The organism is Pseudomonas sp. FDAARGOS_380, from assembly GCF_002591235.1.
Lineage (GTDB): Bacteria > Pseudomonadota > Gammaproteobacteria > Pseudomonadales > Pseudomonadaceae > Aquipseudomonas > Aquipseudomonas salmasensis.
Map to the genome: position 1 here is coordinate 3,709,814 of NZ_CP023969.1, position 12,655 is coordinate 3,722,468.

The 12,655-nt window shown below is 61.3% G+C and carries 8 protein-coding genes; 4 read left to right on the forward strand and 4 right to left on the reverse strand.

Features of this window, described 5'->3' with window-relative positions; translation table 11 throughout:
- Window positions 1-28 precede the first annotated feature (28 nt).
- Window positions 29-793, forward strand: a complete 765-nt coding sequence (locus tag CRN80_RS17395; protein ID WP_014719469.1) for a GntR family transcriptional regulator — start codon at window positions 29-31, stop codon at window positions 791-793.
- A gap of 140 nt (window positions 794-933) precedes the next feature.
- On the opposite strand, the gene guaD is transcribed toward CRN80_RS17395, so the two are convergent.
- From guaD to xdhA, 4 genes are all read right to left on the reverse strand, one after another.
- On the reverse strand, window positions 934-2,238 hold the full coding sequence (gene guaD / locus CRN80_RS17400; RefSeq protein WP_032895814.1) for a guanine deaminase: 1,305 nt from the start codon (window positions 2,236-2,238) through the stop codon (window positions 934-936).
- Between the two features lie 12 nt (window positions 2,239-2,250).
- Window positions 2,251-3,090, reverse strand: a complete 840-nt coding sequence (gene xdhC / locus CRN80_RS17405) for a xanthine dehydrogenase accessory protein XdhC (protein WP_098950668.1) — start codon at window positions 3,088-3,090, stop codon at window positions 2,251-2,253.
- 123 nt (window positions 3,091-3,213) lie between these two features.
- Window positions 3,214-5,613, reverse strand: a complete 2,400-nt coding sequence (xdhB, locus tag CRN80_RS17410) for a xanthine dehydrogenase molybdopterin binding subunit (RefSeq protein WP_098950669.1) — start codon at window positions 5,611-5,613, stop codon at window positions 3,214-3,216.
- Window positions 5,606-7,054 carry a xanthine dehydrogenase small subunit gene (gene xdhA / locus CRN80_RS17415; RefSeq protein WP_098950670.1) on the reverse strand — a complete coding sequence of 483 codons (1,449 nt, stop codon included), beginning with the start codon at window positions 7,052-7,054 and terminating at the stop codon, window positions 5,606-5,608. Before xdhA ends, xdhB begins: the two co-directional genes overlap by 8 nt.
- 280 nt (window positions 7,055-7,334) lie before the next feature.
- Here xdhA and CRN80_RS17420 point away from each other — a divergent pair, with 280 nt between their 5' ends.
- From CRN80_RS17420 to zipA, 3 genes are all read left to right on the forward strand, one after another.
- Complete coding sequence (locus CRN80_RS17420) at window positions 7,335-7,994, forward strand: GntR family transcriptional regulator (RefSeq protein WP_032895818.1); 660 nt, start codon at window positions 7,335-7,337, stop codon at window positions 7,992-7,994.
- Window positions 7,995-7,996: 2 nt separating this feature from the next.
- Window positions 7,997-11,485, forward strand: coding sequence for a chromosome segregation protein SMC (smc, locus tag CRN80_RS17425; protein WP_069557134.1), 3,489 nt, complete (start codon window positions 7,997-7,999; stop codon window positions 11,483-11,485).
- A 258-nt stretch (window positions 11,486-11,743) separates the two neighbouring features.
- Window positions 11,744-12,607, forward strand: a complete 864-nt coding sequence (zipA, locus tag CRN80_RS17430) for a cell division protein ZipA (protein WP_032895820.1) — start codon at window positions 11,744-11,746, stop codon at window positions 12,605-12,607.
- Window positions 12,608-12,655: the final 48 nt, after the last annotated feature.

A 12,655-nucleotide genomic window follows, 5' to 3' on the forward strand; every position in this document is an offset into this window, starting at 1 on the left:
AATTCGCCGTTCTCAAACCCGAGTGCCCATGAACGAACAGTTGCAACCTCTCAAGAAACAACCGCGAGCCGGCAAGGCCGGTCGCAGCGGAACCCAGGACGATATCGTCTATGCGCATATCTTCGAGGCGATCCTTGAACAACGCCTGGCGCCCGGAACCAAATTGAGTGAAGAGGCACTGGGCGAGATCTTCGGCGTGAGCCGCACCATCATTCGCCGCGCGCTGTCGCGCCTGGCCCATGAAAGCGTGGTACTGCTGCGGCCCAATCGCGGTGCGGTGGTTGCCAGCCCAAGCGTCGAAGAAGCGCGCCAGGTGTTCATGGCCCGGCGCCTGGTGGAGCGGGCGATCACGGAGTTGGCGGTGCAGCACGCCACGGCCGAGCAGTTGGCCGAGTTGCGCCAGATGGTCAACGACGAGCGCGACAGCTTCTCCCGTGGTGACCGTGGCGCCGGTATCCGCCTCTCCGGCGAATTCCACTTGAAGCTGGCCGAAGCCGCGAAGAACGCGCCGCTGATCAGCTTCCAGCGCAGCCTGGTGTCGCAGACGTCATTGATCATCGCCCAGTACGAAAGCGGCAACCGCTCGCACTGTTCCTACGATGAACACACCCAGTTGATCGATGCGATCGAAGCACGGGATGCGACGTTGGCGGTGAACTTGATGATGCATCACATGGATCACATCGACAGCAAGCTCAACCTCGATGAAGAGAGCGCGTCGGATGATTTGCATGCGGTGTTTTCGCATTTGTTGCAGACCAAGAAGCCAGGGCGTTCTTCAGTAAAACTCTAGTTTCCCTGGCTCACTGAGAACAAAATTGTGGGAGCGGGCTTGCTCGCGAATGCGGTGGATCAGTCAATATACCTAGAGACTGACACTGCGCATTCGCGAGCAAGCCCGCTCCCACATTTGTTTCGATGGTGTATCCGAAATCAGCGCTGGTGCACGAGCTGCCCGGCTGCATAGGTCTGCAACACCGTCCGATCATCCCCCAGCGTCATCAGCACAAACAACGTCTCGGCAATGTTATTGGCCTGTTTCAGGCGATAGCTCAGCAGCGGCGTGGCGTTGTAATCCAGTACCAAAAAGTCCGCATCAGTGCCCGGCTGCAAGGTGCCGATCTTGTCTTCCAGGCGCAGCGCCCGTGCGCCGCCCAGGGTGGCCAGGTACAGCGACTTGAACGGGCTCAAGCGCGCACCTTGCAACTGCATGACCTTGTAGGCTTCGTTCAGGGTTTGCAGCAGCGAGAAGCTGGTGCCGCCACCCACGTCGGTGCCCAGGCCCACGTTTAGGTTGTGTTTTTCGGCCATCGGCAGGTTGAACAAGCCGCTGCCGAGGAAGAGGTTCGAGGTCGGGCAGAACGCGACTGCCGAGCCGGTCTCTGCCAGCCGTGCACATTCGTCGTCACACAGGTGTACGCCGTGGGCAAACACCGAGCGCTCGCCGAGCAGCTTGTAGTGGTCGTAGACATCCAGGTAGCCGTTGCGCTCCGGGAACAGCTCGTTTACCCACTCGATTTCCTGCTTGTTCTCGCTGATGTGGGTCTGCATATACAAATCCGGGTATTCGCCCAGCAACTGCCCGGCCAGCGTCAGTTGTTCCGGCGTGCTCGTAGGCGCGAAGCGGGGCGTCACCGCGTAATGCAGGCGCCCCTTGCCGTGCCAGCGTTCGATCAGTGCCTTGCTTTCCTGGTAGCCGGATTCGGCGGTGTCGGTCAGGTAGTCCGGTGCGTTGCGGTCCATCATCACCTTGCCGGCAATCATGCGCAGGTCGAGTTTCTCGGCCGCTTCAAAGAATGCATTCACCGATTGCGGGTGCACGCTGCCGAACACCAGCGCGGTGGTGGTGCCGTTACGCAGCAGTTCCTTGATGAAGATATCCGCGACTTCTTCGGCGTGAGCCTGGTCGGCAAACTGGCTTTCACAGGGGAAGGTGTAGGTGTTGAGCCAGTCCAGCAACTGTTCGCCATAGGCGCCGACCATACCGGTTTGCGGCAGGTGGATATGGGTGTCGATCAAGCCGGGGGTGATCAGCGCGTCCTGGTAATGGGTGATGTCGATATCGGCGGGCAGGCTCGGCAGCAGGTCGCTGGCGTGACCAAGGGCGCTGATCTGGCCGTTGTCGATCACCAGCAGGCCGTCCTCGAAATATTCATAGGAGGCTTCGATCCCAACCACGGCTGGGTCGGCGATGCTGTGCAGGATGGCGGCACGGTAGGCTTTGCGAGTCAAAGGCATGATCGTCTCGATTTAGATAGCGTGGCTGCGGCGCGAAGCCGGCAGCAGTTTGGCAATAGGTTCGGCGCCGGCAAGGTGCTGGCCGAAATTGGCGTTATAGGTGGCGATGATTTCGCCGGCGATGGAGATGGCGATTTCCACCGGAAGCTTGCCCTTGACCTCGGGGAGGCCCATGGGGCAGCGCATGCGCTGTAACTGCGTGGCATCAAAGCCACGGTCACGCAGGCGGTGTTCAAATTTGACCCGCTTGGTTTTCGAGCCGATCAGGCCGAAGTAGGCGAAGTCGTTGCGCTTGAGCAGGGCGGCGGTCAGTTCCAGGTCCAGTGCGTGGTTGTGGGTCATGACGATGCAGTAACTGCCTGCCGGCAAGTCGGCAATTTCGTCGACCGGCTCTTCGCTGACGATTTTACGCACGCCTTGGGGGATATGCTGCGGGAATTCCTGCTCGCGGGAATCGATCCAGCGCACCCGGCAGGGCAGGCTTGCCAGCAATGGCACCAACGCACGGCCGACATGGCCGGCGCCAAATACGGCGATGTGCGCCTGCGCCTGGCCCATGGGCTCGAACAGCAACACGGTGACGCCGCCGCAGCACTGGCCCAGGCTGGCACCGAGGCTGAAGCGCTCCAGATGGGTGTTTTGCTGGCCACGCACCAGCATGTCCCGGGCGATCTGCATCGCCTTGTATTCCAGGTGCCCGCCGCCGATGGTGTCGAAGGTTTGCGCGGCGCTGATGACCATTTTGGAACCGGCGTTGCGCGGGGTGGAGCCGAGTTCTTCGATGATGGTCACCAGTACGCAGGGTTCGCCCTGGTTTTGCAGGGTGGCGAGGGCGCTGATCCAGTTGTCCATGTCTACCTCAACATTTCTGCTGTTAGTTCGGCCGCTATCGCAGGCAAGCCAGCTCCCACATTTGATCGGGTTCGCACCTCAAAATGTGGGAGCCGGGCTTGCCCGCGATGGCAGCGCCTGGGTCTAGAGCGAAGCCAATTCAGTGTCAGCCTCGACAGCTTTCGCCACCTGCAACTGCCGCATCTGCTCACACCCCCACAACACCCGCTCCGGCGTGGCCGGCGCATCAATGTGGGGCTGATGGCGATAATCACCGAGGCTCGCTACCGCATCCTTGATCGCACACCACGACGCAATCCCGAGCATGAACGGCGGCTCGCCCACGGCCTTGGAGTGGAACACCGTGTCCTCCGGGTTCTTGCGGTTCTCCACCAGCTTCACTCGCAGGTCCAGCGGCATGTCGGCCACCGCCGGGATTTTGTAGCTGGCCGGGCCGTTGGTCATCAGCTTGCCCTTGTTGTTCCACACCAGCTCTTCCATGGTCAGCCAGCCCATGCCCTGAATGAAGCCGCCTTCGACCTGGCCGATGTCGATGGCCGGGTTCAGCGAGGCGCCCACATCGTGCAGGATGTCGGTGCGCAGCATTTTGTATTCGCCGGTCAGGGTGTCGACGATTACTTCGCAGCAAGCCGCGCCGAACGCGTAGTAGTAGAACGGCCGCCCGCGTGACTGGCTGCGGTCGTAGAAGATTTTCGGGGTCTTGTAGAAGCCTGTGCTGGAGAGCGACACCTGGGCGAAATACGCCTGCTGGATCAACGCTTCGAAGCTGAGGATCTGCTCGCGCACGCGCACATGGCCGTTGCGAAACTCCACGTCCGCCTCGCTCACGTCGTACTTGCGCGCCGCAAATTCCACCAAGCGCTGCTTGATGGTTTCGGCCGCATTCTGCGCGGCCTTGCCGTTCAGGTCGGCGCCGCTGGAGGCCGCGGTGGGCGAGGTGTTGGGCACCTTGTCGGTGTTGGTGGCGGTGATCTGGACGCGGTCGATGTCGACCTGGAATACCTCGGCTACGACTTGCGCCACCTTGGTATTCAAGCCCTGGCCCATCTCGGTGCCGCCGTGGTTCAGGTGGATGCTGCCGTCGGTGTAGATATGGATCAGTGCGCCCGCCTGGTTGAGGAAGCTGGCGGTGAACGAAATACCGAATTTCACCGGGGTCAGCGCCAAGCCCTTTTTCAGGATCGGGCTGTGGGCGTTGTACAGCCGGATCGCTTCGCGGCGCTCGGCATATTGGCTGCTGGCTTCCAGTTCGGCGGTCATTTCTTCGAGCATGTTGTGCTCGACGGTCTGGTAGTAGTGGGTGACGTTGCGCTCGGTCTTGCCGTAGTAGTTGGCCTTGCGCACCGCCAGCGGGTCTTGGCCCAGATGGCGCGCGATGGCGTCCATCACCTCTTCGATGGCGACCATGCCCTGGGGGCCGCCAAAGCCGCGATAGGCGGTGTTGGAGGCGGTGTTGGTCTTGCAGCGATGGCCGTTGACCGTGGCGTCGCCCAGGTAATACGAGTTGTCGGCGTGGAACATGGCGCGGTCGACAATCGAGTTGGACAGGTCCGGCGAACAGCCGCAGTTACCTGCCAGCTCCAGGTTGATGCCGTGCAGGCGGCCGGTGTCGTCAAAGCCCACGTCGTATTCGATATAGAAGGGGTGGCGCTTGCCGGTCATCAGCATGTCTTCGACCCGTGGCAGGCGCATCTTGGTCGGCTGGCCGGTGAGGCGCGCCACCACGGCGCACAGGCACGCCGGGCTGGCAGCCTGGGTTTCCTTGCCGCCAAAGCCACCGCCCATGCGGCGCATGTCGACCACGATCTTGTTCATCGACACATCCAGCACTTCGGCCACCAGCTTCTGCACTTCGGTCGGGTTTTGCGTGGAGCAGTAGACGATCATGCCGCCGTCTTCGGTGGGCATCACCGAAGAGATCTGGGTTTCCAGATAAAAATGTTCCTGGCCACCGATATGCAAGGTGCCCTGGATGCGGTGCTTGGCGCTTGCCAGCGCAGTGGCCGAATCGCCGCGTTGGTGGGTGTGACTGTCGAGCACGAAATGCTTGTTGCGAAATGCCTCGACCACATCCAGCACCGGCTCCAGGTCTTCATATTCGATCACCGCTGCCATCGCCGCTTTGCGTGCGGTTTCCAGGTCGCGGGCGGCCACGGCCAGCACCACCTGGCCGACGAACTGCACGGTGTCGATGGCCAGCAGCGGGTCGCCGGGCATCAGCGGGCCGATGTCTTTCAGGCCCGGCACGTCTTCGTGGGTGATGACTATGCGTACGCCGTCGAAGGCATAGCAGGGCGCGGTGTCGATGCTGATGATGCGGGCGTGGGCGCGGTCGGACATGCGCGCATACAGGTGCAACTGGTTGGGAAATTCCAGGCGGTCGTCGATGTACTGCGCTTCACCGCTGACGTGCTTGGCGGCGCTGTCATGCTTGACGCTGCGACCGACCCCGGTGGTGAGGTCCTGGGCAAACAGTGCGGCAAGTTCGGCCTGGGTTTTTACCACGGCGTGATGGTTAGACATAAGCGGTCACCCGAGTCTCGATGTGCGGCGTTTGCAGTTCGATGAAGTATTTGCGCAGCAGGTTCTGCGCGCTGAGCAGGCGGTATTCCTTGCTGGCGCGAAAGTCCGACAGTGGGGTGAAGTCCTGTGCCAGGGCGGCGCAGGCTTTCTCGACCGTGGCCAAGTTCCAGATGGCGCCCACCAACGCGGCCTCGCAATTTTTTGCGCGTTTTGGTGTAGCGGCCATGCCTCCGAAGGCAACGCGAGCCGCGCTGACCACACCGTTGTCGATCTTCAGGTTGAACGCTGCGCACACGGCGGAAATATCGTCGTCCAGACGCTTGGACACCTTGTAGGCCCGAAACAGCGTGTGGCCCTTGGGCACGATGATGGTCTCGATGAACTCGCTGTCCTGGCGGGCGGTGACGCGGTAATCGATGAAGTAGTCTTCCAGCGCCAGGGTACGGCGGGTGTTGCCCTTGCACAGTACGATCTGCGCGCCCAGAGCTATCAGCAACGGCGGCGAATCCCCAATGGGCGAAGCGTTGCCGATATTGCCGCCCAGGGTGCCCTGGTTGCGAATTTGCAGGGAGGCGAAGCGGTGCAGCAGTTCGCCGAAGTCCGGGTATTCGTGGTGCAGCGCGGCGTAGCAGTCGGAGAGGGCGGTGGCTGCGCCGATTTCCAGGCGGTCGTCGAACTGCTCGATGCGCTTCATGGCTTCAATGTTACCCACGTAGATCATCACCGGCAGGGTGCGGTGGAACTGGGTGACTTCCAGCGCCAGGTCGGTACCGCCGGCCAGCAGGCGGGCTTGCGGGTAGGCATCGTAGAGGTCGGCCAGGTCGGCGACGGTCAACGGCACCAGGCAGCGCTTGTCACCGCTGTTGAGTTCACCGGTCTGGGTTGGCGCGATGGCTTTAAGGCGTGCGATGGTTTCAGCCTGGCGGCTGTCGAATTGATCCTGGGGTTTGTTGCAGCAGGCCTGTTCGGCGGCGGCGAGGATCGGGCGATAACCGGTGCAGCGACATAGGTTGCCGGCCAGGGCTTCATGGGCTTTCTGACTGTCGGGGGCGTCGCTGTTTTTTTGCAGGGCAAACAGCGACATCACAAAGCCTGGGGTGCAAAAGCCGCACTGCGAACCGTGGCACTCGACCATGGCCTGTTGCACGCTGTGCAGTTGGCCCTGGTGCTTGAGGTCTTCGACGCTGATCAGTTGTTTGCCGTGCAGTGACGACACAAATGTCAGGCAGGAGTTGAGGCTGCGATAACGAATCTGCTCGGCGCCTTGCTCGTCGGTGTGCAGCTCGCCGACCACCACGGTGCACGCGCCACAGTCGCCACTGGCGCAGCCTTCCTTGGTACCGGGTTTGCCCACGTGCTCGCGCAGATAGTTAAGCACGGTCAGGTTGGGGTCCAGGGCGTGCTCGCTACGGAGTTCCTGGTTAAGTAAAAACTGGATCACGGAAGGCCTCGCAGACTCATTATTGTTGTTAACCGCTTTGCGCCGAATCTAGTCATGTCTGACTTTTCGGTCAATGGTTTTCTGACCTAAGGGTCAAGAAAATGCGGTCGCAACACGTTCAATTATGGTCCAGTCTTCTGGAACCGGCGTTTTTGGCGGCTTGCAGGCTTTCAACGTTGCTTATTTCATGCCAAATTCGCCACGGTGGGCGTAGCGCCATCAGCGGGCCAATGCGCTACACTGCCGCGCTTGTACCGATAGCAGATTTTGAAGGGAAAACATGACGTTCAAGGCGCCGGACAGTCTCGCCGAGCAAATTGCTCACCACCTCGCCGAACGTATCATTCGCGGCGATCTCAAGCCTGGGGAGCGGATCCAGGAACAGAAGGTCACGCTGGCGCTCAACGTCAGCCGTGGTTCCGTGCGCGAAGCCTTGCTGATCCTTGAGCGCCGCCATCTGATTGCGATCCTGCCGCGCCGTGGCGCCCACGTCACCGAACTCACCGCGCACAAGGTGCAGAGCCTGTGTACGTTGATGGGCGAGATGTACATCCTGCTCGGCAATGCGGTTGCCGAAGGCTGGCAGACCCAGGCCGACATGGCGCCGTTCCTGCAGATCCAGCAACGCCTGCAACTGAGCCTGGAGCGCGAGGACATCCGCGCCTTCGTCGAAGAAAGCTTCAACGTGATGCGCGCCGCTTACCCCTTCGCCAACAACCCGTATTTGCAGGAAACCGTTGAAAACCTGCAGCCGGCGATGAACCGCGCTTATTACCTGGCCCTGGATCAGCGCAAGGCGTCCATGAGCGAGTTCCAGGCGCTGTTCGCGCAATTGCTCGCTGCGGTGCTTGCCCGTGACCTGGTGCAGATTCGCCTGGTGCTCACAGCCTATTGCCAGCGCAGCAGTTCGCTGGTCATCGCAGCCTTGGCGGACGTCTAAGCGTGCGGCTCAAGTGCATCAAGTTGGCGGGGTTCAAATCCTTCGTCGACCCCACCACCGTGAACTTCCCCAGCAACATGGCGGCGGTGGTGGGGCCCAATGGCTGCGGCAAGTCGAACATCATCGACGCCGTGCGCTGGGTGATGGGCGAGAGCTCGGCGAAAAACCTGCGCGGCGAGTCGATGACCGACGTCATCTTCAACGGCTCCACCAGCCGCAAGCCGGTGAGCCAGGCCAGTATCGAACTGGTATTCGATAATTCCGACGGCACCCTGATCGGCGAATACGCGGCCTACGCGGAAATCTCCATCCGTCGTAAAGTCACCCGCGACAGCCAGAACAGCTACTTCCTCAACGGCACCAAGTGTCGTCGTCGCGATATCACCGATATCTTCCTCGGCACCGGCCTGGGCCCGCGCAGCTACTCGATCATCGAGCAGGGCATGATCTCCAAGCTGATCGAGGCCAAGCCCGAAGACCTGCGTAACTTTATCGAAGAAGCGGCCGGTATCTCCAAGTACAAGGAGCGCCGCCGCGAGACTGAAAACCGTATCCGCCGTACCCATGAAAACCTCGCCCGCCTCACCGACCTGCGCGAAGAGCTGGAGCGCCAGCTCGAACGCCTGCACCGCCAGGCCCAGGCCGCCGAGAAGTATCAGGAATACAAGGGCGAGGAGCGCCAGCTCAAGGCGCAACTGTCGGCCCTGCGCTGGCAGGCATTGAATGATCAGGTGGGCCAGCGCGAAGCGATTATTGGCACCCAGGAAGTCAGCTTTGAAGCACTGGTGGCCGAGCAGCGTAACGCCGATGCCAGCATTGAACGCCTGCGTGACGGCCACCATGAGTTGTCCGAGCGCTTCAATCTGGTGCAGGGCCGCTTCTATTCGGTGGGCGGTGACATTGCCCGGGTCGAGCAGAGCATCCAGCACGGCCAGCAACGTTTGCGCCAGTTGCAGGACGACTTGAAGGAAGCCGAACGCGCACGCCTGGAAACCGAATCGCACTTGGGCCATGACCGCACCTTGCTGCTGACCCTGGGCGAAGAGCTGGACATGCTCACCCCCGAGCAGGAAATCACCAGCGCCGCCGCCGAAGAAGCCGCCGCCGCCCTGGAAGAATCCGAAACCACCATGCACGGTTGGCAGGAACAGTGGGACGCCTTCAACCTGCGATCCGCCGAGCCACGCCGCCAGGCCGAGGTGCAGCAGTCGCGCATCCAGCAGCTGGAAACCAGCATGGAACGCCTGGCCGAGCGCCAGCGCCGGCTGCAGGAAGAGCGCGTACTGCTCGCCGCCGACCCGGAAGACGCGGCAATCATGCAGTTGAGCGAGCAACTGGCCGAAAGCGAAATGACCCTGGAAGAGCTGGAGGCCAGCGAAGAACAGCAAGTGGAGCGCCTGGAGCAACTGCGTCAGCAATTGCACACCGCGACCCAGGCGCAGCAGCAGGCCCAAGGCGATTTGCAGCGCCTCAATGGTCGGTTGGCTTCGCTGGAAGCCTTGCAGCAAGCCGCGCTCGACCCCGGCACTGGCACCGCCGAATGGCTGCGCGACCAGCATTTGGCCGAGCGCCCGCGCCTGGCCGAAGGCTTGAAAGTCGAAGCCGGCTGGGAACTGGCGGTGGAAACCGTGCTGGGCGCCGATCTGCAAGCGGTGCTGGTGGATGATTTCGGCGGCTTCGACCTGGCCGGGTTTGCCCAGGGCGATTTGCGCCTGCTCAGCCCGGCGGCCGACGGCACGCGGGTGCCGGGCAGCTTGCTGGACAAGGTCGAGGCGGCGATAGATCTGTCGCCCTGGCTGGGCCAGGTCAGGCCGGTGGAGTCCCTTGAGCAAGCCCTGGCCCAGCGCGGCCAGTTGGCGGCCGGCGAAAGCCTGATCAGCCGCGATGGCTATTGGGTCGGCCGCCACTTCCTGCGCGTGCGCCGCGCCAGTGAAGCGGAAAGTGGCGTATTGGCCCGTGGCCAGGAAATCGTCAACCTGAGCGCCGAGCGTGAAGAACGCGAAGCCACCCTGGAAAGCCTGGAAACTGAATTGCAAACCCTGCGCGCCACCCAGCGCCAGCAGGAAACCGGCCGCGAACACCTGCGTCGGCTGTTGCAGGACGAAGCGCGCCAGCAAGGCGAGTTGAAAGCCCAACTGTCCGCGAGCAGGGCCAAGGTCGAACAATTGACCCTGCGCCGCACCCGTCTTGACGAAGAAGTGGCCGAGATGGGCGAACAGCGCGCCCTGGAACACGAACAGATCGGTGAAGCGCGCCTGCACTTGCAGGAAGCCCTCGACAGCATGGCCCTGGACACCGAACAGCGCGAATTGCTGCTGGCCCAGCGCGACAGCCTGCGTGAGCGCCTTGACCGCGTGCGCCAGGAAGCCCGGCAGCACAAGGATCACGCCCATCAGTTGGCCGTACGCCTGGGCTCGTTGCGCGCCCAGCACGATTCCACGCGCCAGGCCCTTGAGCGCCTGGAGATGCAGTCCGAACGCCTGACCGAAAAGCGCGAGCAACTGAGCCTCAACCTGGAGGAGGGCGAGGCGCCGCTGGAAGAGCTGCGCCTCAAGCTTGAGGAATTGCTCGACAAGCGCATGACCGTCGACGTCGAACTCAAGACCGCACAGATCGCCCTGGAAGACGCCGACCGCGAACTGCGCGACGCCGAAAAGCGCCGCACCATGGCCGAGCAGCAGTCCCAGTTGATCCGCGGCCAGCTCGAACAACAACGCATGGAATGGCAAGCCCTCACCGTGCGCCGCAAGACCTTGCAAGACCAATTGCTGGAAGACGGCTATGACCTGCACGGCGTACTCAACACCCTGACCGCCCAGGCCAACGAGAAAGACGCCGAAGAAGAACTTGAACGGATTGCCGCACGTATTCAACGCCTGGGCGCGATCAACCTCGCCGCCATCGATGAGTACCAGCAGCAGTCCGAGCGCAAACGTTATCTGGATGCTCAGGATGCCGATCTGGTCGAAGCCCTGGACACCCTGGAAAACGTGATCCGCAAAATCGACAAGGAAACCCGCAACCGCTTCAAAGATACCTTTGATCAGATTAATGGCGGTTTACAGGCGTTATTCCCAAAAGTTTTCGGTGGTGGCAGCGCCTACTTGGAACTGACGGGCGAAGATCTACTCGATACAGGGGTAACGATCATGGCGCGGCCTCCGGGCAAGAAGAACAGCACCATCCATTTGTTGTCCGGCGGCGAAAAAGCCCTGACCGCACTGGCCCTGGTATTTGCCATCTTCAAGTTGAACCCGGCGCCGTTCTGCATGCTCGACGAAGTTGACGCACCGCTGGATGACGCTAACGTTGGACGCTACGCTCGGTTGGTTAAAGAGATGTCCCAGACCGTGCAGTTCATCTATATCACCCACAACAAGATCGCCATGGAAATGGCCGACCAGTTGATGGGCGTGACGATGCATGAGCCGGGCTGTTCGCGATTGGTAGCAGTGGATGTGGAAGAGGCGATGGCGATGGTGGAATCCTGAGCCATGCCCGAGAGAGAATTTACAGCGCGGCGTAGGGCGATTTACCGGTCTGGGGAAAGTGGCAAATGGACATATTTGTTCAAGGCATTTTGACAGACGGTGTAAAGTTATCTTTGGTCGTGCTAGTTTAATGTCAATTTTTCGTGTGCGTGGGCAAAACGTCAGTCAGAACATAGAGTTGGCGCCACGTTTTAAAGCGGTTTGCACGGTGCTAAACCCCTTATTTTTCAGCATTTTTTATTAGAGGCACGGGATTACATGGAAATCGGTCTGCGCGAGTGGCTGATCGTCATCGGCATTATTGTCATTGCCGGTATTCTTTTTGATGGCTGGCGCCGCATGCGCGGTGGCAAGGGCAAGCTCAAGTTCCGTCTGGACCGAAACCTGTCCAACTTGCCTGACGACGACGGCGCCGCCGAGCTGCTGGGGCCGCCCCGTGTGCTGGATACCCACAAAGAGCCGCAACTGGACGAGCATGATTTGCCGTCGATGAGCGCACCGCTGCGTGAAGCCCGCGAACCATCGTCCAAGCGTGGCAAGCGCGGGAGCGCGGCGGTTGCCGAGCCGCATCAGGGCGACCTGAACCTCGACGTCGATGATGGCCCGAGCTTCAGCAGCCGCGATGACGATTTCCCGGACGAGACGTCCAGCAAGAGCGCGGCACGCCAATCGGTGAACGATCAGCCGGCGGCCGAAGAAGTCCTAGTCATCAGCGTGATCTGCCGTGACGCCGGCGGTTTCAAAGGCCCGGCACTCTTGCAGAACATCCTCGAAAGCGGCCTGCGTTTCGGCGAGATGGATATCTTCCATCGTCACGAAAGCATGGCCGGTAACGGCGAAGTGCTGTTCTCCATGGCCAACGCGGTCAAGCCGGGCACCTTCGATCTGGACGATATCGACCTGTTCAGCACCCCGGCGGTGAGCTTCTTCCTTGGCCTGCCAGGCCCGCGTCACCCCAAACAAGCGTTCGACGTGATGGTGGCCGCTGCCCGCAAGCTGTCCCAGGAACTCAACGGCGAGCTCAAGGACGACCAACGCAGCGTGCTTACCGCTCAGACCATCGAACACTACCGTCAGCGCATCGTCGAGTTCGAGCGTCGCGCCCTGACACAGAAACGCTGAGGATTGATCTTAAGCGTTGTCTGTAGAATCCGTGCACTAACATATTGA